The organism is Sorangium sp. So ce726 (assembly GCF_051521405.1).
Taxonomy (GTDB): Bacteria; Myxococcota_A; Polyangia; order Polyangiales; family Polyangiaceae; genus Sorangium.
In genome coordinates this window covers 4,439,364-4,458,650 of the sequence record NZ_CP150349.1, presented here as the reverse complement: position 1 = coordinate 4,458,650, position 19,287 = coordinate 4,439,364, and the positions used below count along the sequence as shown (strand labels likewise).

Genomic DNA, 19,287 nt, shown 5'->3' with positions numbered 1-19,287 from the left:
ACTTGCCAAAATCGGCGCGCGACGAAAAGCCCAAAACACGCGGCGGGCGCGCGCCGACGCTCAGGCCAGGAGGCCCGGCAACACCCCCGAACAGTACGCGGGGTTGCCGAACGTCGACACGTCCACGCCCATCGCATTGCACAGCGCCACGAGCAGGTTGTTGTGAGGATCGCCGGCATAGCGCAAAAATCTTCCAGTCCTGAGCGTCCCGCCGGCGCCCCCCGCGATCACGTACGGCATGTCGCGCCGCGAGTGGCTCTGCCCCTCCGAGATGTCCGTGCACCAGAGGACGAGCGTGTTGTCGAGGAGCGTGCCCGTGCCCTCCTGGACGGCGTCGAGCCGTTCGAGGAGGTACGCGAGCTGCTCCGCCTGCCAGCGCCCGATATCGATGAGCTGCTGCTGCTTTTCCGGGTCGCCGATGTTCGAGTGCGAGAGCGCGTGGTGCGTCTCCGACTGGCCGAGCCACGTGAACACCTTGCCCGCCTGGGTCGCGCTCCACTGGATCGACGCGACCCGCGTGAGATCGCAGGCGAGCGCCATCGCGAGCAGGTCGGTCTGCAGCCTCCCGATCGCGGGGAAGTTGTCGTTCGCGTAGACGTCGAGCGGCTCGCCCAGCGTCGGCACGGCGCACGCGCCGCCGAGCAGCGCAGGCACGTCGAGCCGCTGCTCGATGTCGTTCAGCGCGTCGAGGTGCTGCTCCAGCTTCTGCCGGTCCTCGCCCCCCAGCTCGCGCGCGAGGGCGCCGTAGTCCTCCATGACGCTGCCGAGCACCCGGCGGCGCAGGACGCGCCGCCGCGCGAGCTCCACCGGGTCGGCGGTGAGGTCGAGGAACAGCCGGTCGAACGCCGCGCGCGGATCGTCCTCGGGCGGGACCGGCTGGCCCGGGCCGAGGTACGAGAGGCGCGACGAGACGTTGGCGTACTGGACCTGGACACCGAGCTCGAGCGACGAGAGCTTCGTGCGATCCCCGAGCCTCGCGGCGAGGAACTGGTCGACCGAGATGCCCCCGCCCCAGCCGACCCGCGCGGCGGGGTTGCAGGCGTACGGGAAGAGGGTCCCCTCCTGGAGCTCCGTGCCCGTGAGCGCCTGGCCGATGCCCTGCTGGTGAGGGTCGCCCGGCCCGCTGTAGGCGGACTCCATGTCGATGCCCTCGACGACGAGCAGCTTGTCCCGGTAGGGCGAGAGCGGCGCAAGGATCTCTCCGAGCTCGAACGACGACTCGGTCCCGGTCGGCAGCCAGGCCCCCTTCACCGTGCCGAGGCCGGTGAAGAAGACGACGAAGCGCTTCGGGAAATCGACGGCGCTCGCCGATCCGGCCATGGCGTCGAGGAAGGGGAGCGCGAGGGCAAGCCCGCCGGCCCCGCGCAGGAAGGCGCGGCGATCGAGGCGCCTCCTCGACGCCCGGCGCTGTGCGGCGCCGCTCACGGCGCACCCCCTGCGTCCGGCGCCGCGCGGCGGTAGCGAAACGCGTCGGTCTGCGTCAGCGCCACGAGCAGCGCCTTGATGTTGTACCCGCTCTCGGCGAACGCCGCCTGGATCTGGCGCATGCTGCACTCGTCCTCTGCCTGCTCGGCGCGGCCGTAGCCGAAGCGAAACCACTGCGTCGCGACGCACTGGCGCACGTCGTCGCTCTCCGCGAGGCGGTGCGCGAGCTCCACCGCCCCGTCGAAGGGCCCATCGACATCCCGGCTCGCCACGATCTCGCCGCTCGCGTCGACCGGGACGCCCTGATCGACCTCGCGGTAGAGGCCGATCCCGTCGTAGCGCTCGAACCCGAAGCCGATCGGATCCATGAGCCGGTGGCAGCCAGCGCAGCCCGGGTCCTCCGCGTGCTGCTCGAACTGCCGGCGGGTCGGGATCCCTTCCCGCACCGGCGGCGGCTGGATGTCCACGTCGGGCGGCGGCGGCGGCAAGGTCTGGCAGAGCAGCCGCTCCCGGACGAACTTGCCGCGGTGGACGGGCGAGGACTGGTCCGGCTTCGCGAGCACCGCGAGCACGCTGGCGTGGGTAAGGAAGCCGGCGCGCTGCGCGGGATCGAGCGGCACGACCGAGAGCTCGCCGGGCGCCTCCGCGCCGCCCGCCGCTCCCAGCCCGTAGAACGCGCGGAGCTCGGCGTTCATCAGCGAGTAGGGCGCCGTCAGCAGCGTCGCCACGTCGCCGGCCTCGTCCTCGAACACGACGTGATCGAGGAACGCCTCGGTCTCCGCCCGGAGGAGGGCCGGGAGCCCGGCGTGGAAGCCGGGGTAGACCGCCGGGTCCTTGGTGAGGGTGTCGATGTTCGACAGCTGCAGCCATTGCGCGTGGAAGTTCGCGACGGCGGCGCGGGCGCGCGGATCCTCGAGCATGCGGCGGGCCTGCGCGGAGATCTGCTCCGCGGTGCGGAGCTCCCCCGCGTCGGCTGCAGCGAACAGCGCGTCATCGGGCATCGAGCTCCAGAGCAGGTAGGAGAGCCGCGAGGCGATCTCGTGGTCCGAGAGCGCCACCACGCCCTCGCCGGCCGGATCCGGCATGCCGTGCTCGACGCGGTAAAGGAAGTGCGGCGACTGGAGCATCGCCTGGATCACGAGCTCGACGCCGGTCGAGAAGCCGTGCTCGTCGTTCCCGAAGGCGAAGAGCCGCGCGAACCGCTCGCTCTCCGCGGGCGCGAGGGGCCGGCGAAACGCGCGCTTGCCGAGGCGCTCGATGAGCTCCGCGGCGCACGCGTCGGGCCCCTGCACCGCCGGGTCGCACCCCGGAAGGAGCTTCCCGAGATCCTTCGCGGCCCGCGCCGCGATCGCCTCGGAGGCCTTCATGAGCTGCTCGGCGAGGAGCTGCGTGACCCCGAGCGCCGCCGCCTGGTTGTTGAACCCGAGCGCCTCCTCCTCGACCACGAAGGCGTCGGCCGGCGCGCTGTCGTCGCCGAGGAGATCGCGGATCGTGTTGTTGTACTCGAAGCGCGTCATCCGCCGGAGCGGCGACGCGCCCGGCCGGATCTCTGCGCAGCGCGGCGCCTCGCCTTCCGCTCCCCCCGCGGCCCCGCCGCCGCGCCCGCCGGAGCAGGCGGCAGCCGCCGCCACGATGATCGCAAGCCCGAGAGAGCCGCCGGGGCCGCGCGCCGCGCGGCGGTTCCGTCCTCTTGACCGATCCATCTGCCCTCTCCCCTGGGGGACGCGCTGGCCTGCGATGCGTTGCGTTGCGGCGCTGCGCATCGTGCGACGACATTTCTCGCTTCGCCGGGGCCCGTCAAGGCGCCAAGGAAGACGAGGGTCAGCGAGCCCTGAGAGTCCGATTGTAGCGGAGTCTCATAGCTACACTGCGCGTCACGAGAAATGTCGCTCAGCCCCCTCGAAAGACGCTGGATCCTGCCGCGACATCGCCTGTAGGCTCGCGCGCGTGCAAGCTTCGTTTGACGCCGCTGCCGGCAAAAGGCCCGCGCGGAAGCCGACCAGGTTCACAACGCTGTCCCTCTCTTTGAGCCTCTGCGGGAGGATCCTCCTCGGGCTCTCCGCCGCGACGGTCACGACGTTCGCGCTCTCGCCCATCGCGCTCGCCGCCCCCAAGGGGTCGAAGTCGATCGCGATCTACATCGAGGGGCCGAACGCGGATGACATCCGCGAAGACATCGTGTCCCTCGTCCCGGAGACGCTGAAGGTCGTGGACGACGACGCGTTCTCGAAGTCGCTGCGCAGCGCCGGCCAGACCAAGCCGGTGGGCGACGCGCTGGTGATGAAGGCCCAGCGGAAGAAGGCCATCGACCGCATCCGCAAGGCGGGCAAGGCCGCGAAGGCGGAGGGGGTCATCTACGGCGTCTCGCGGACGAACAAGAAGAAGAAGAAAGAGGTCCACCTCGTCTACGTCGACGAGAACTCCGGCGACCTCGCGGTGGACAGCGCGGTGCCGCTGGGCGGCTCGCGGGACGACCGCAAGAAGGCGCTGGAAGAGCTGCTCGGCCCGACGCTCTCGCAGATCGCGCCCGCGGCCGCCACGGCCGACGAGGACAAGCCGAAGGACGGCGGCGACGACGGCGACGGCGAGAAGGACGGCGGCGACGAGAAGGACGGCGACGGCGACGGCGACGAGAAGAGCAGCGACAGCGACGACAAGGGCGGCGACGACGGCGACAAGGGCGGGAAGCGCAAGCGCCACGACCCCCGCTCGGCGCTCTTCTCGGTCGAGGTCGGCGTCGAGTTCGCTGGCCGTTGGTTCGACTACTCCGATCCGGTCACGCAGAACCTCCGGCCCTACGACGTCTTCGGTCAGCCCGGGCTGTCGGTCTCCGGCGAGGTGTACCCGCTCGCGTCCACGGACATCCCGGTGCTCAAGGGCCTCGGCATCACCGCGGGGTACATGCAGGCGTTCGGCCTCAACTCGGCGATCGGCGACGGCGACCCGATCAGCACGACGTACCAGCGCATCAACCTGGGGCTGCGGGAGCGGCTGTCGATCGGCGAGTCGTCCGTGCTCGGCATCTCCGCCGGGCTCCGGCTCCTGACCTTCGAGGTCGACGCGGCGGAGGCCCTGGCCAGGACGGTGCCGAACGTCTCCTACACGCTGGTCCGGGCCGGCCTCGACGCGCGGGTGCCGGTCGGCCCGGTCGCGCTGGCGCTTGGTGCCGACTACCTCTTCCCGCTCTCGTCAGGCCCGGTCTACGATCGGTTCGCCGGGGCGAGCGTGCAGGGCATCGGCGCGATGGCCGGGGTGCTCGTGCCCGTCACGACCGGCGTCGAGGCGCGGCTCCTCATCGAGTACGCGCGGTTCTTCTCGTCGTTCGAGCCCGCGGTCGGCGACGCGTACGTAGCCGGCGGGGCGATCGACCAGTACCTTGGGGTGCGGCTCGCCGGAGCCTACGTTTACTGAGCGAGAGAGAGAGGTAGCACGTGACGTACATCGCTTTCCTTGGCGGGCGCACCGCGCTCGCAGTTGCCGCCATGATGAGCGGCGCCGCGCTGATCATCAGCTGCGCGGGGACCCTGGAGGACAAGGACCAGTACCTGGCCGGCGGCGACGGGCCTGGCGGCGGGAGCGGCCAGGGCACCCCGGCGGCGACCAGCGGCGGCGACCCCGCGACCACCAGCGGCGGCGACCCCGCGACCACCAGCGGCGGCGATCCTGCGACCACCAGCGGCGGCGGCGACCCCGCGACCACCAGCGGCGGCGACCCCGCGACCACCAGCGCGAGCAGCGGCGGCGGGGCCGGATGCGCTGAAGCGCAGGCGCTGGTGATGGCGAAGTGCGCCACCTCGGGCTGCCACGATGGGCAAGCGAATCCGGGCGGCCTCGATCTGACGACGGGCTGGGAGACCAGGGTCGCGGGCCAGGCGTCCACGTGCGGCGGCAGCGCCACGGTGGTCGTGCCGGGCGACCCGGATGGCAGCTTGCTCTACCAGAAGGTCACGGACGACCCGCCGTGCAACAACAAGATGCCGCTCGGCCCGGCGCTCAGCGCCGACGAGATGAAGTGTCTCTACGACTACATCGCGGCGCTCCCGCCCTGAGGTAGCAAAGGAGCATCTGGCCGCGGCAGCGGCGCGGGCGGCGCGGTCGTCACCTCGATGAGACCGCCTCGTTGGCGCCCCCGTGGCCAGACGCTACGCTCGCCGCGATGCTGCGCCGGCGCTCGTTCTGGATCGCCGCGGCCGCCGTCGCCTACACCGCCTTCGCCGCGCTCCGGGCGTCCGGCGGCCACGGGCCCGCGTGGCTCGCCCTGCTCGGGCTGCCGCTGCTGCTCGCGCTTGGCCTCCGCTGGGTAGAGCGGCCGCCGCGGGGAGAGGACCGGGTCGAGCCGGCGGCCCGCCGTGCGGCCGCCGTCTGCCTCACCGGCGCCGCGATGCTCGCCGCCGCGCGGAGCGGCCCCGCCGGGCTCGCGCTGATCGCGCTCGGCAACCTCGGCGCGGCGGCCGCGGCGATGGCCGCTCTGGTCGGGCTCGCGCGCATCGCGGGCCTCGGCGGCCTGCTCGAGCCTCCGCCCAACACGCGGCGCCTCGACGCGGCGGCGTTCGCCTCGCTCTTCTGGACCGTGGCGGTCGCCCTGCCCGCCGTCTCCGCGGTGGCGCCCGAGCGCGCGGCGGATCTCGATCCGCTGCTCGTCCACTACGCCACGTCCGCCGCGTCGCTCGGCTCGCTCACGGTGACGCTCGTGGCGATCGCGCGCGTCCGCATCGCGCGGCGGATCGAGCTCGGCGTGGCCGACCGGGTCGAGGCCGCGCTGCTGCTCACGGCGACGGCGCTGGCGGTCGGCCTCGCGGCGGCCTTCGTCGGCGTCGCGCCCCCCGAGTCGATCCTGCCGGTCACGAGCGCCGTCGCGGCGGTCTGCGTCGCGTTCTGCACCGTGGCCGCGGACGCCGCGCAGGTCTCGCGCGCGCTCCGCGGCACGCTCGCCGTCGCGACGCTCGCGACCCCGCCGGCGCTGCTCGCGGTCTACGCCGTGCACCAGGCGCCGCGCGGCGATCTCGGGCTCCGCGGCGCGCCGCAGTCCTCCGTCGGCGTCGCCGTGTTCGGCGCGTGCGCGCTCTGCGCGCTCGCGGGGCTCGCGGCGCCGGCGCTCGCGCGCCGGTTCGCGCCGGAGGGGGCGCGCTGGCTCGGGGCGTTCGACGCCGCGACGCGCGCGGCGATGAACCCGGAGCCGGAGGCGGCGCTCGAGGCGGCGCTCTCCGCGCTGCGCGAGGCGTCGGACGCCGGCGTCGCCGGGCAGGCCCCGCCGGCGCTCTACCTGCTCTCGCCGCCCGAGCGGGTGACCGTCGATCGCGCCGGCTACGCGCACACCGAGCCGGCGGAGGTGCCGGCGCGCCTCATCGAGCTCGCCCAGATCGAGCCGGAGCGCGTCCTGCGCGTCGAGGCCGCCGAGGCCGTCGAGGTCCGCCGGCCAGAGGTGCGCCCGCTGCTCGCCTGGCTCGCGGAGCGCGACATCGGCGTGGTGGCCCTGGTGAACGACGCGGAGGGCCCGATCGGGGCCCTGGCCATCCCGCGGGCCCGGCGCGCGTCGCCGATGACGCTGGAAGAGGTGAGCGGCCTGCGCGCGGTCGCCGACCGGCTCGGGGCGGTGATCGCGGTGTCGGCGATGCTGTCAGGGTCGCGCGGCCGCGAGGTCGCCGCCCGCCGCGAGGCCGAGGAGCGCGCGCGCGAGGTGAGCCGGCTCGAGCGCGCCGTGGCGCAGGGCGCGGGGCGGTTCCGCGCGATCGCGGCGCTGCTCGCGCGGCCGGCGCGGGCCGCCGCCTACAGCCCCGCCGCCCGCGCGGCGCTCGAGCAGCTGGAGCGGCTCGGCGTGGCCGGCGGCCCGGTCACGCTGCTGACGGCGCCCGGGATCGACGCGGTGGCGTGGGGCGCGGTCGTCCACCTGACCTCACCGCGCGCGGGCGGCCCGCTGGCGATCGTCGACGGCGCGGCGCCCGTCCCCGAGGGGTTCGCGCAGGCGTTCGCGCAGGCGCGGGGCGCTGCGCCAGCGCGCGACGAGGCGGCTGCGATCGATGGCTCCGCGGGGCCGCCGAGCGCGCTTGCGCTGTGGCGTGATCCGGACAGCTCGCCCATCGAGGCGGCGCGGGGGGGCACGCTGCTCGTGCTCGACGCCCAGGCCTTGCCGTCGGAGGTGCAGAGCTACCTCGGCGCGGCGCTGCCGGACGACGTGGGGCTCGTCGTGGCGGTGCCTCAGACCGTGGACGCGCTCGCGGCGACCGGTCAGCTGAGCGAGCGGCTCGCGGACCGGCTCGGCGACCGGGCTGTCGCGCTGCCCTCGCTGTCGTCGCGCGCCGAGGATCTCCGTGCGCTCGCGCTGGATCACCTCGCGCGCATCGGCGTCCGCCTGCGGGGCCGGCCGTTCGGCCTCGATCTGCGCGCGCTGCAGGCCGTGCTCGACCACCCGTGGCCTGGCAACGACGCCGAGATGGGCGCGGTCCTGCTCCGCGCGGCGCTCGTGGCCAAGGGCGACGTCATCGGCGAGAAGGATCTCGCGGCGATCGGCTTCGCCCCGTCACCCGAGCCCGCCAGCGGGGCGGACAGCGCCCGCGGCGAGGCGCGCCGCCCCCGGCGACGGCGCGCGGACCCGAGGGGGTAGGCTACGCGTCAGGCGGGGCCCGCCGCGCTGCCTTGGGTGGCACGCCGGCGTCGAGCTCGCCGGCGTGCACCGCCGCGTGGGGGGCACGGGCGCTCCGGTGATTCCATGCCGAGCGCTTCAGAGGTGAAAGCGCACGCGCGTCACGCGAACCCCAACAAGCACGACCGCGCCGGCCATGCGATGACAAGAAGGTGAATGCGGGAGCCAAGACCGTCCCTCGCTGGATGCCTTCAGTCGGAAGATCTCGGAGCGTGTATTACAACAATCCGAGCAATCGATTGACCCAGCCACAACGGCCGGGTGGCATCCACGATGTTGGTATGTGGAAGGTCACGGGGAACCAGTTTCAGCGCGTCGGGAGACGATGAGCGGCAACTGGGAGTTTTCCGATGCCCTGCCTCAGCTCGGTACAGCCGCGGTCATCAGCCGACCGCTCGACCGACGCGCGCTGGCGAAGCTGGCGCCTCTTGGTTGTACGCCGCGATGGGTCGATGCGGAGGATCTGCTCTTGCAGCTCATGAGTCGTCGAGGCCTGCCTGTTCTCGGCGACTATGATTTCGACGCCGTTGCTGACTTCGACTGTTCTCCTCGAGAGCCGCGGTCGGCCAACGGGCAGCCTATCAAGATCGAGCAGGACAACCTCTCGTTCCCGACGGATGAAGAGAAGGCGCTCTGCGCGCGCTCGGGCGAACTGCTTCTCCGAGCAGGAGTCATCGGGCCCCTCCCTGAGCGCGGTACGCGCGATTTGGGAGGGGCGGGCCGCGCGCAGGCGCGGAGCGCCGAGCACGGACCGGGGGTGGGCATCCGCTGCCACCCCCTCTCGCCGGGCTCCCCGCACCGAAGCTCCCGGGCCCCTCACCCGTCGGCCGGCGAGAGAACGCGATGGGCCGCGAGGCCGCTCAGTAGAAGCGGTAACCGAGGCTCGCCGGCGCCGCGAACACCCAGCCGTCGAGGCCCTTCATGACCGTCGGCGAGACGCTCAGCAGGAGCGCGCCCGACGTCCAGCCCGCGCTCGGCAGGTCCGCGAGCACCAGCGACACATCGACGCTCCCGCCGAACGCGAGCGTCTCGACGAGCGCGCTCTCGGGGAGGCTGCCCTCGCGCGCGTTCACGGCGACCTCGCTCCGGCCGTAGTTGAGGTGGACCACCTCGGAGGGGATCTCCCCCTTGATCCCGGTGACCTTCGCCTCCTGCCCCACCGGGCCCACGAGCCCTGAAAGGCCGAGCCAAAGACGCCCGAAGCGCATCGATGCGGAGGGGCCGCCAACAGCGAGATAGCCGCCGCCGAACCGGTAGCCGCCCAGCACACGCGCGCCAAGGTGCAGCTCCTCGGAGAGCGCGAACCCGATGAACGCCTCCCCGCCAACAAACGGCCCGATCGCCGGATCGAAGCTGGCATGGCAGACCTCATCGTCGCAAGGCGCGATGAGCTCACCCTCCGGGATGTTGTAGCTGTACGAGTACGCGCTCAGATCGCCGAAGCTGCCGGCGTCCATCAGGCCGATCAACGCGCCGCCGGCCACACCGGCCTCGATCACGAAGCTCCCGGTGTGCCTCGGCGAAGATCCAGAGCTCGGCTCCGGCTCCTCGGCTGCAGGAGGTGCCGCAGGCGGTGCATCGGTCTCCGGCCCCGCGGCAGCCTTCCCCGGCCCCGCAGCACCCTTCCCAGCCTCCGCCGCAGCCGCGCCCTTCTCCGGCCCCGCAGCGCCCTTCCCGGACCCCGCAGCGCCCTTCCCAGGCCCCGCGGCGCCCTTCCCAGGCCCCGCGGCGCCCTTTCCGGACCCCGCGGCGCCGTCCCCGGACCCCGCGCTCCCCTTCTCCGACGCCGCTGCCACCGGCGCCGCCGGCGCTTCCGCCGCGGGCGTAGGCTGCGCAGCGGCCGAGGCGTCCTTGGCGAGCGCGGGCACCGCCACGCTCTTCCGCTCGCCCCGCTTGATCGAGACCGAGTGCTCCCACGGCTTTCTGCCAGGGGCGCTCGCGCTCACCTTGTGCTGGCCAGGATCGATCGGCCTCGCCTGACCCCAGAGCGCGCCGTCGACCGGCGCCCCATCCAGCGTCACCTCGAGCCCCTCGACCGCGGCCGCCCGCGGCACGCTCAGCGTCAGCCGCGGGAGCAGCAGCTCGAGCTTCGCTCCCCTCGCCTTCGCGTCGGCCTCCAGGCGCTTGTTGCCCTCCTTGCGGGCCGCTGCGCCGAGATCGATGTACTCGGCCCACGCCGTCGCCACCTTGCCCTGCTTCTCGTGGCACATCGCCAGCGCGAGGAGCGTCGCCGACCTCGGGCTCAGCCTGTAGCTCTCCTCGAGCTTCGGGCAGGCCTCCGCGACCTTGCCCTTCTTCATCAGGCTCTTGCCCTCGTCGAACAGCGCCTCCGCCTGCGCGAACGCGACGCCCGGGCTCACCGCGAGCGCGAGCGCGAGCGCGGCGCCAACGAGGCACGCGCAGGAGCGCCCGGAGCGCCGGACGCGCCCGAGCACCTCGCGGCAGGAGCCGCGGCGCCGCGCGCGCCAGGGGGAAGCAAGCAACTTGTCGGAAGTCTCAGCGTCTTGCCGGTTCAAACGGTTCGTCGCTCCCAGGGCGATGCCCGTGAGGTGATGTCGAAGGCGCGGGCGCGAGAACGGCGCGCCTCTCCAAGGAGGACGGAGCGTACCACGCACCGTTTGAACCGAGCAAAGCCGCGCGCGGTGCGTGGAGATGACAGGACGGGCGCGTGGCAGGCGCGGGTCAGCCGGCCGCAGAGCGCTCGTCGAGCAGCTTGATGCCGGCGGCGACCTCGCTGGCGAACGACTCGGCGAGCGCCCGGGCCTGGCCGAACCGCGGCGGGATCTCCCGGGCGGCGCGGGCGAGCGCCGCGACGGCGAGGTCGTGCGGCTGGCGCACGAGGACGCGGTACGCGAGGCTCCGGCCAGGAGGGGTGGCGACGACCGCGAGCGTCGAGGCCGACCACGCGAACGGCGGGTCCTTCCGCGCGGCGGTCGCGAGATCCGTGAGCGGCGTGCGCGTCATCCAGAGCGAGAGCGCCTCGGCGAAGTCCGGCGGGGCGAGCCCCGGGACGCCGTGGCCCATGTCGGCGAGGCCGACGCGCTGGGTCTCGACCGCGACGTTGCGCAGCTGCCGCCACCGGAGCAGCCGCGCGGGCGGGCGCTGGCCGCGAAAGCTCGCGCGGCCCGTCCACCAGGCGACGAGCGCGTCCGTGCGAAAGCAGTCGAGCACCCGCGCGAACGTCGCGTGCCGCGAGAGCGCGGACCCGACGTCCGCCGGCGCGGGCACGAGCTCACAGAGGTCGCGCACGCTCGCGAGCAGGCGGGGATAGCGGCTGCGCGTGAGCACGCCGGCGAGCTCGTGGTTCGTGAGCTGGAGCAGGTCGTTCAGCGCGGCCAGGAGCGCCCACTCGGCAGCGGCGAGCTCCGGGAGCACGTCGATCGGGGCGATGAGGCGGGCGACACGGACGCGGACCAGATCGATGCGCGAGCCGAGGTCGCGATCGAGCGCCGGCGCGCCGTCGCCGAGGAGGAGCGCGAGCCGGACGCCGAAGGGGCGCACCGGGCGCAGAGGACCGCCGAGGACGAGCGGGGCGAGCACGTTCGCCTGGAGCTCGGAGAGCCGCTCGGCGATCGCTTCAGGCTGGGTCATTGGGGCGTCCGGCCAGGGCCCGGCGGCAGCGCCCTCGGCTCGGCCAGCGCCTCGGACGGGGCGAGGTCGCGCAGCGGCCGGATGCCGACGCCGCCGAGCACGACCTCGGGCAGCTCGGTGGCCAGCGCCGCCGTGAGGCCCGCGGACGACACGGCCACCGCCGACCATTGCTGGGCCTCGAGCAGCGCCGTCTCGAGAGAGACGAACGCCTCCTCCGGCACGCCGATCGCCCCCCCGTCGCGCCCGATGAACAGCGCCTGCCCGGCGGGGGCGCCCAGCGCGCGGAACAGCACGCCGGGCGTGACCGCGGGGACCGCGTCGTAGCCGGCAGGGATGTAGAGGCCCGGATGGACCTCCCGGAAGAACTCGCCGACCGGGATCCCCTCGATGCCGGTGGGGTGCCGGAGGAACGCTCCCGCGACGGTGAAGGCGATGCGGGCGCGGCGCAGGGTCTCGGGGCCGAGCGCGTAGGCGACGTGCCGCAGGAGCCGCATCTCCTCCGGCCGGATCCACGAGGCCGTGACCGAGCGCCACGGCTCGGAGCTCGGGACGAGGCGGAGCGACAGCACGACCGACGCGGGGCGCTGCGCGTCGCCCTCCGCCGCCACCTTCGCCGCGACGGGCTCGCGGCCGAGCTCCACCCGGGCGAACGCCGCGACGTCGCCCATCGCCGGCAGCTTCGCGATCTCCAGCGCCTCGCGGCCACCACCGCGGAAGAGCACGAGGCCCGCCTCGCCGAACACCGGGCAGGCGCGGAGGTTGACCGGGTGCCGGAACCCCACCTCCACCGCGGCGCCCGGCGCAACCGGGACGAAGTACCCGAGCCCCGGCGTGCTCGTGAGCAGCGGGACCATCCGGGCAGGGATGGCCGGCGCGCGGAAGAGGTACCGGAGCACCGGGGCGTCATCGAAGCTCGACTCCGGCGGCCACTCGCACAGGCCGACCTCGGCCTCGACGCTGCTCCGGGAGAAGTAGCGGATCAGCGCCGGGCCGAGCCCCGACTCCGCGAGCAGCCAGCGCGGGCCAGGGTCCCGCCCGGCGGCCGGATCGAGGTGCGGCTCGAGCCGGAGCAGGAGCGTGCGCACGTCGACGCGCCGCTCGACCTCGTACGTCTGCGAGAAGGCGTTGTGATACAGCGAGAGCGCCGCGTCGCTGGGCAGGATCTGCGGGACGTCGTACCCGAACGGCGCGGCCGCGTCGCGGTACTGGACGAAGTGCCGGCTCGTGCCGGTGAAGCTGTAGCCGCCCGCGAGCCGCGCGATCTCGGCGACACGGTCGAGCCGATCGCTGCTCTCGGCCGCGAACAGGAGGGTGACCTCCCGCGCCCCCAGCTTCGATCGCACGATCTCGACGACGAGCGAGCGGAGGATGTCCGCGAGCGAGCCCTGCCGCGTGTAGAGCGCCAGGAAGGCGACGAGCCGATCGATCGACGGCAGGAGGACGAGCCCCTTGGCGCCGAGCGCGACCCCCTTGGCGTCGAGCCCGAGGCCGGGCGTGCGCAGCCGGGTCTGGTGAACGGCGACGCGATCGAGCATCGAAATGGCTCCCGTCGCTCGATCGTAACGTGACGTTGAACGTAACGTTGAAGGAGCAGCGGAGCCGAAGACCGTAGGAGGAGCCGCCGGATCCGTCAAGAGAGGCCCGGCGCGCGCGATCTGCGATCCACCCTGCCGGATCGCCGCGCCCGCGACGCTGCCCGGTTCCCGTGACCGCGACACTGGAACTGCCATGAGCGACGGCGTAGTCTCTTTCGCCAATGCGCCCTGTCGGAACACCGCAGGCCCACGCGGCCCGGCGCCATGAGATCGCCTCTCCGCTGCGCCGGAGCCCCCTCGGCGCCCGTCCCACGGACCCCGTCGGCTAGCGCATGAGCTCCGCGCGCATCGAGTCCGCAAGGCCGCTCGTCGCAGGCCGGTTCCACATCGAGCACGAGGTCGGCCGCGGCGGGATCGGCACCGTGCACCGCGCCTTCGACGTGCAGACAGAGCGGTACGTCGCGCTGAAGATCATCACGGCGGTCGGCGTCGACGCCGAGGGCCAGGCCCGGCTCTCCCGCGAGGGGCAAGTCCTCTCGGAGCTCGATCACCCGGGGATCGTGAGGGTCGTTGCGTTCGGGACGCTCGAGGCGAGCGCGGTCGATGCGGAGGGGCGGCGGATCGACGAGGGGGCGACCTTCATCGCGATGGAGTGGCTCGACGGCGAGGACCTGGCGGCGCGCCAGAAGCGCTCCCCGCTCTCGCTGCGCGAGGGGATCGAGGTCGGGCGGCAGGTGGCGAGCGCGCTCGCGGCCGCGCACGCGGCGGGCGTCGTCCACCGCGACATCAAGCCTTCCAACATCCTCCTCCTGCGCGGCTCGCCGGACGCCCCGCTCCGCACCAAGCTCGTGGACTTCGGCGTGGCGGCGTCGAAGGAGGTCGTGCTCACGACGGACGCGGGCGGCCTGGTCGGCACGCCGGCGTACATCTCGCCAGAGCAGGCCCGCGGCGACGCGACGGTGGACGCGCGCAGCGACCTCTACTCGCTCGGCGCGACGCTGTTCGAGCTGGTCGCCGGCCGGCCCCCGCACATGGGGCCGTCCTCGATCGCGACCCTCGTCCGCCTGGCGACGACGCCCGCGCCGCGCCTCTCGGAGTTCCTGCTCGACGTGGTCCCGGCGCTCGACGAGCTGATCCACGCGCTCCTGCTCGCCGACCGGGAGCTCCGGCCGAGCTCGGCGCGCGAGGTGGCGGACAGGCTCGCGGCGCTCGCCGACGAGCCGTACCTGCCCACCCCGTCGCCGCTGCGCGTGAGCGACAACCCGCCGGGCGTGATGGGGACGCGGCTCGTGACCACGATCGTGGCGCTGCACGTGGCCACCGGGGAGGAGCGCCAGCGGGAGCTCGAAGCGCTGCGCCGCCGCGGGGCCGACGCGCTGCCGCTCGGCACGGACTCGATCGCCGCCCACCTCGGCGTGCGGCAGGCCCACGGCGACGAGGCGTCCCGCGCCCTCGAGCTCGGGCTCGCGCTCGGCGGCCGCGGCGGCCGCGTCGGCGTCGCCTCCGGCCGCATGCGCGTCGACAGGACGCGCGCGGCCGGCGAGGTCGTCGACCGCGCCGTCGCGCTGGCGCGCGAGGCGGGCCTCGGCAGGGTCCTCGCGGACGCCACCACGGTGGAGCTGTCCCGCGGGCGCTTCGTGGGCGAGCCCCTGGAGAGCGGCGCCGTGCGGGTGCTCGCGCGCGCGCCGAAGCGGCCCGACGCGCAGACGCCGTTCGTGGGGCGGGACGCCGAGCTCATCACGACCGTCGCGGCGTTCGAGCGCTGCGTGGAGGACGGGACGCCGGTCGTGATGAGCATCTCGGGGCCGCCGGGGATCGGCAAGAGCCGGCTCGCGCGCGAGTTCGTCGCCCGCATCGTGGATCGACCGGATCCGCCGCGGCTCGTCCAGCTGCGCTGCGAGTCGTTCGGCCGCGCGCAGGCGCTCGGCGTCGCCACGGACGCGCTGCGGGTCCTCATGGGCCTGCCGAAGGGCGCGTCGCTGGAGCAGGCCGAGGACGCGGTGCGCGCGCGGCGGCCGCTCCACGGCGACGGCGGGCTCCTCGCGCGCCTGCTCGCGAACCAACCGTTCCCCGACGGCGTCGACCTGCGCGGCGCGCGCGACGCGCTCTACCTCTCGATGACCGACATCGCCGTCGACGCGGCGTCGAGCGAGCCGTGCGCGCTGCTCGTCGAGGACGCGCAGTGGGCCGACCCGGAGAGCGTCGCGTGGCTCGATCACCTCCTCGGGCGGGCGACCGGGAGGGCGCTGTTCATCCTGCTCATGGTGCGCCCCGCGTTCTGGCGCGACCAGGGCCAGCGCTTCGCCGGCCGCGACCACGTGCGCGTGGAGCTGCGCCCCATCGCGCGCCGGGCCACGCGCGAGATCGCGCGGGCGGTCTTCAGCGCGGCCGCGGCCGCGCGGCCGTTCGAGGAGGCGACGCTCGACCGCGTCGCGCAGCAGGCGGCCGGCTCGCCGCTCTTCGCCGAGGAGCTCGCGCGGGTCATCGCCTCGGGCAAGGACGCCGCCACGGCGCCCACCATCGAGGCGGCCATCCAGGTGAGCCTCGACGCGCTCGACGAGCCCACCCGGGAGGCGGTGGTGCGCATGAGCGTCTTCGGCCTGTCGGTGTGGGACGTGGGCCTCGCCGAGGTCGGGGTGGCAGAGCCCGCGACGGCGCTGAAGAAGCTCATCGCCGCCGAGCTCCTCGTCGCGCAGCCTGCGTCGCGCTTCCCGGCCGCGCGCGAGTTCCTGTTCAAGCACGCGCTCGTCCGCGACGTCGCGTACGCCTCCGTCGGCGACGAGCTCCGCCAGCGCCTGCACGCCGCGGCGGCGCGCTGGCTCGATCGGCTCGGCGAGGACAGCGCGACGGTGGCGCAGCACTTCGACCTCGGCGGCGAGCACGAGGAGGCCGCGATCCGGTGGGAGGCCGCCGCGCGGCGCGCCCTGGCGACGAACTCGCTCCGCGACGCGGTCACCATGGCCGATCGCGCGCTCGTCTTCTCCCCCGACAAGCCGACGGCGTTCGCGCGCGCGGTCCTCCTCGAGGAGGCGTACTCGCGGCTCGACGCGCGCTCGCCCGAGCGCGACTCGGCGATCCGGGCGATGTGGGAGAACGTCTTCGACGAGGCGAGCGAGCTGCGCACGCTGACCGCCCGCGCGCGCTACGACCACGCGTGCGGCTCGGGGATCGACCTGGAGGAGCGGCTGACGGCGCTGCGCGACCGCGCCCGGTCGATCGATCTCGTCGAGGAGGAGGCGCAGTGCTCGGCGACGCTGGCGCAGGTCCATGCGTTCGCCGGGCAGCTGGCGATGGCCGAGCAGGAGGCCGCGCACCTGCTCGACCTCGCGGGGCGGCGGAACCTGGTCTGGGCGGCGGTCGACGCCTGGCAGACGCGCGCGGTCGCCCACCAGACCCGCGGCGAGCCGGCGGCTGCGCTGGGGGCGCGCCGGAACGCGGCGCGGGCCGCGCGCCGCGCCGGGCTGCAGGAGCGCGAGGCGATGCTGACGATGAACGTCGGCTTCGCGCTGACGACCATCGGCGCCCGGGAAGAGGCGCTCCAGGAGATCGAGGGGGGAATCGCCAGGGCGCAGGCGATCGGCAGCTCCGGGGCGGCGCGGCACGGGCAGATGATCTTGCTCTGCTGGGCGGCCACGTTCGGCCCCGAGCCTCGGCTCGACGCCGTGCTCGCGGAGCCGCGCGCGAGCGCGGACGAGGCCGCGGGGAGCATGTGGGTCGTGCGCGACCGGGTGACGCTCGGCATCCTGTTCTACCGGGGCTGCGAGCTCTTGCGCCTCGAGTCGTCGGGCCTGGCGCGGGCGCGCTCGCTCCTGAAGAAGGCGACCGACGCGTACCGCGTCACGGACAACCGCGACGTCCTGCCCGTGGCGCTCGGGTTCTGCGCCGAGGCGGAGCGCCGCTTCGGCGACGCCGAGCAGGCCCGCGAGATCGCGCGGGAGGCGGCGGCCCTCGTCGAGGCGGGCGCGCCGAGCCTGCTCAACGAGGCGCCGATCTACCTCGCGCTCCACGACGCCTGCGTGGACATGGGCGATCTGGAGGGCGCGCGGGCCGCGATGGAGCGCGCGATGCCCCCGCTCCTGCGCCGGCTGAAGGGCCTCGAGGGGACGCCCTACGCCAGCTCGTTCCTGCTCAACCTGCCGCAGAACTCGGCGCTGCTCGCGGCCGCCGAGGCCTATGGCTGCGTGCCGCCGGAGCTCGAGGCGATGCTGAGCGGCCGGCCGTAGGGCGGCGCGGGCGGCGTGTCGACGCGCGCCGACGACCCGCTGAGGGCCGCACGCCGCCTCCGGCCGTTAGGGCGAGCCTAGGGCGAGCCTGCGGCCCTGCCCTTCACTTCCGAGGCGCGGTGCCGCCGCCCGCCTTGGGGGACGTCGACGGCACCTGGCGGAGGTTGATGGTCAGCACCTCGTCGCGCGTGAACACCACGAAGCGCGCCTCCGGGGTGTACCCGTCGGCCGTGACCCGGATGCGGTGCCCGGTGCCATCCCGGCTGAACCTCGCGAAGAACGGGTTGCTGGGGAGCTCCACGTCGTCGAGGTAGATCTTCGCGTCCAGCGGCGTGGCGATGATCCGGAGCTCGACGAGGTTGGCGACCGGGGGCGCGTAGGTCGGAGGAGGAGGGGTCGTGGTCTCGACCCCCCTGGCCTCCAGAGGAACATCGCCCTCCGCCTGGGTCGTCGTGGGGCGGAGCGCGAGGACCGCCCACGCGCCGCCGATCAGCAGCACCGAGAGCACGGCGATCCCTGCGCTCCAGAGCGCCTTTCGCCGGGTCGACTTGGTGTTGGCGACCATGATCGTGGGGATCGTCTGGCGGTTCGAGATGCTGTCCTCGCGCGACGGGTCGTCGCCCAGCATCTGGTCCCCCACCGGCGCGGAGAACTGCTGCGACATCTGCGAGAGCGGCATGCGCTGAGACCACGGCACGGCGCCGCGCTCCTCGAGCACCGGCAGGATCTCGAACTCCTCCCCGCCCTCGGCCGCGCTGGCGTGGAGCCGCCCCAACTGGTCGCTGATCGCGGACCTCACCTCGGCGCGGCGGTGCGCGAATGTCTCACCGATGATGCGACCGATCTCGGCCGAGGACGGGCGGCGGCCCATCGTCGCCAGGTACGCCTCGACGTCGTCACGCATCTGGGCCGCCGTCCCGTACCGCTCCTCGGGCGCCATCGCGAGCGCGCGCGAACAGATCCGCTCGAGGGCGTCAGGCGCCGCGGGCCACCGCTCGCGCAGCTTCGGGATCTCGCCGAACGTGAGCCGCTGGAGGATCTGCACGTCCGAGAGATCGCCCCAGAAGCGCTCGCCCACGACGAGCTCCCAGAAGATGAGGCCCATCGAGAAGATGTCTGCGCGGCGGTCGACCATCGTCGCGAGGGCCTGCTCCGGCGCCATGTACCGGATCTTCCCCTTGACGACGCCCGTGCTGGTGTCCGCGTCGCGCGTCGCCCATTTCGCGATCCCGAAGTCGACGACCTTCGCCTGCCCGTCGTAGGTGACAAAGATGTTGTGCGGGCTGATGTCGCGGTGGACCACATGGAGCGGCTGCCCGTTGAAATCCATGAGGTCGTGCGCGTAGTGAAGCCCGGCGAGCGCGTCGGCGAGGATCGCCAGGTAGACCGCGCGGTGACGCGACGGGTCGATCTTCCTGCAGATCCGATCGAGCGAGTGCCCTTCCAGGTACTCCATCACGATGTAGTACTGGTCGTCGATCTGGCCGCACTCGTACGTCTGCACGACGTTCGGGTGGTTCAGCCGCGCGGCGAGCCTCGCCTCGTCGAGGAACATCGCGTTGACCTCGGGCTCGGTCGCGATCCCCGGCTTGAGCCGCTTGATCACGACCAGCTTCTCGAACCCGAGCGGGCCGCGATGCGCAGCGAGGAAGACCTCGGCCATCCCTCCCTGCCCAAGCTTTGCGATCAGCCTGTATCTCCCGAAGCCTCTCGCGGACTGCACGGGGAGCCGGACGATCATCGATGACGAGGTCACAGCACCTGATCGTTCGTAAGGATTGCTGACTCGTCAAGCAGACTCATGGAGATGTGCATCCCTCCGGCACAGCGGAGCCCCGGGGCGAGGAGCGCACGCGCGCTCCCCCTGAATGCC

At 73.7% G+C, this 19,287-nt stretch carries 10 protein-coding genes; 4 read left to right on the top strand and 6 right to left on the bottom strand.

The window, feature by feature from the left end:
* Nucleotides 1-60: 60 nt before the first annotated feature.
* Together WME79_RS16635 and WME79_RS16630 are read right to left on the bottom strand one after the other, a co-directional pair.
* Complete coding sequence (locus WME79_RS16635; protein ID WP_437536519.1) at nucleotides 61-1,425, bottom strand: DUF1552 domain-containing protein; 1,365 nt, start codon at nucleotides 1,423-1,425, stop codon at nucleotides 61-63.
* The gene (locus WME79_RS16630; protein WP_437536516.1) at nucleotides 1,422-3,128 is read right to left on the bottom strand and encodes a DUF1592 domain-containing protein; all 1,707 of its coding nucleotides are present in this window, start codon (nucleotides 3,126-3,128) and stop codon (nucleotides 1,422-1,424) included. Before WME79_RS16630 ends, WME79_RS16635 begins: the two co-directional genes overlap by 4 nt.
* A gap of 322 nt (nucleotides 3,129-3,450) precedes the next feature.
* Here WME79_RS16630 and WME79_RS16625 point away from each other — a divergent pair, with 322 nt between their 5' ends.
* From WME79_RS16625 to WME79_RS16615, 3 genes are all read left to right on the top strand, one after another.
* Nucleotides 3,451-4,836: a hypothetical protein gene (locus WME79_RS16625; RefSeq protein ID WP_437536513.1), complete on the top strand. Its 1,386-nt coding sequence runs from the start codon at nucleotides 3,451-3,453 to the stop codon at nucleotides 4,834-4,836.
* A 20-nt stretch (nucleotides 4,837-4,856) separates the two neighbouring features.
* Nucleotides 4,857-5,474 (top strand): c-type cytochrome domain-containing protein, encoded by a 618-nt coding sequence (locus WME79_RS16620; protein ID WP_437536510.1) that lies wholly within the window; start codon nucleotides 4,857-4,859, stop codon nucleotides 5,472-5,474.
* A gap of 107 nt (nucleotides 5,475-5,581) precedes the next feature.
* The gene (locus tag WME79_RS16615) at nucleotides 5,582-8,026 is read left to right on the top strand and encodes a hypothetical protein (RefSeq protein ID WP_437536507.1); all 2,445 of its coding nucleotides are present in this window, start codon (nucleotides 5,582-5,584) and stop codon (nucleotides 8,024-8,026) included.
* An 899-nt stretch (nucleotides 8,027-8,925) separates the two neighbouring features.
* Here the strand turns inward: WME79_RS16615 and WME79_RS16610 are convergent.
* From WME79_RS16610 to WME79_RS16600, 3 genes are all read right to left on the bottom strand, one after another.
* On the bottom strand, nucleotides 8,926-10,548 hold the full coding sequence (locus tag WME79_RS16610; protein WP_437536504.1) for a tetratricopeptide repeat protein: 1,623 nt from the start codon (nucleotides 10,546-10,548) through the stop codon (nucleotides 8,926-8,928).
* Between the two features lie 199 nt (nucleotides 10,549-10,747).
* Nucleotides 10,748-11,656 carry a hypothetical protein gene (locus WME79_RS16605; protein ID WP_437536501.1) on the bottom strand — a complete coding sequence of 303 codons (909 nt, stop codon included), beginning with the start codon at nucleotides 11,654-11,656 and terminating at the stop codon, nucleotides 10,748-10,750.
* On the bottom strand, nucleotides 11,653-13,191 hold the full coding sequence (locus tag WME79_RS16600; RefSeq protein WP_437536498.1) for a hypothetical protein: 1,539 nt from the start codon (nucleotides 13,189-13,191) through the stop codon (nucleotides 11,653-11,655). Before WME79_RS16600 ends, WME79_RS16605 begins: the two co-directional genes overlap by 4 nt.
* Nucleotides 13,192-13,523: 332 nt before the next feature.
* Here WME79_RS16600 and WME79_RS16595 point away from each other — a divergent pair, with 332 nt between their 5' ends.
* Complete coding sequence (locus WME79_RS16595; RefSeq protein WP_437536495.1) at nucleotides 13,524-17,414, top strand: serine/threonine-protein kinase; 3,891 nt, start codon at nucleotides 13,524-13,526, stop codon at nucleotides 17,412-17,414.
* Nucleotides 17,415-17,517: 103 nt separating this feature from the next.
* On the opposite strand, the gene WME79_RS16590 is transcribed toward WME79_RS16595, so the two are convergent.
* A complete protein-coding gene (locus WME79_RS16590; protein WP_437539860.1) occupies nucleotides 17,518-19,155 on the bottom strand; it encodes a protein kinase domain-containing protein in 1,638 nt (545 codons plus the stop codon).
* Nucleotides 19,156-19,287 lie beyond the last annotated feature (132 nt).

Excerpts from the sequence above, each read along its gene's own strand:
- WME79_RS16605 (WP_437536501.1), bottom strand. The coding sequence starts at position 11,656 with ATGACCCAGCCTGAAGCGATCGCCGAGCGGCTCTCCGAGCTCCAGGCG.
- WME79_RS16590 (WP_437539860.1), bottom strand. The coding sequence starts at position 19,155 with ATGATCGTCCGGCTCCCCGTGCAGTCCGCGAGAGGCTTCGGGAGATAC.
- WME79_RS16600 (WP_437536498.1), bottom strand. The coding sequence starts at position 13,191 with ATGCTCGATCGCGTCGCCGTTCACCAGACCCGGCTGCGCACGCCCGGC.
- WME79_RS16595 (WP_437536495.1), top strand. The coding sequence starts at position 13,524 with ATGAGCTCCGCGCGCATCGAGTCCGCAAGGCCGCTCGTCGCAGGCCGG.
- WME79_RS16615 (WP_437536507.1), top strand. The coding sequence starts at position 5,582 with ATGCTGCGCCGGCGCTCGTTCTGGATCGCCGCGGCCGCCGTCGCCTAC.
- WME79_RS16630 (WP_437536516.1), bottom strand. The coding sequence starts at position 3,128 with ATGGATCGGTCAAGAGGACGGAACCGCCGCGCGGCGCGCGGCCCCGGC.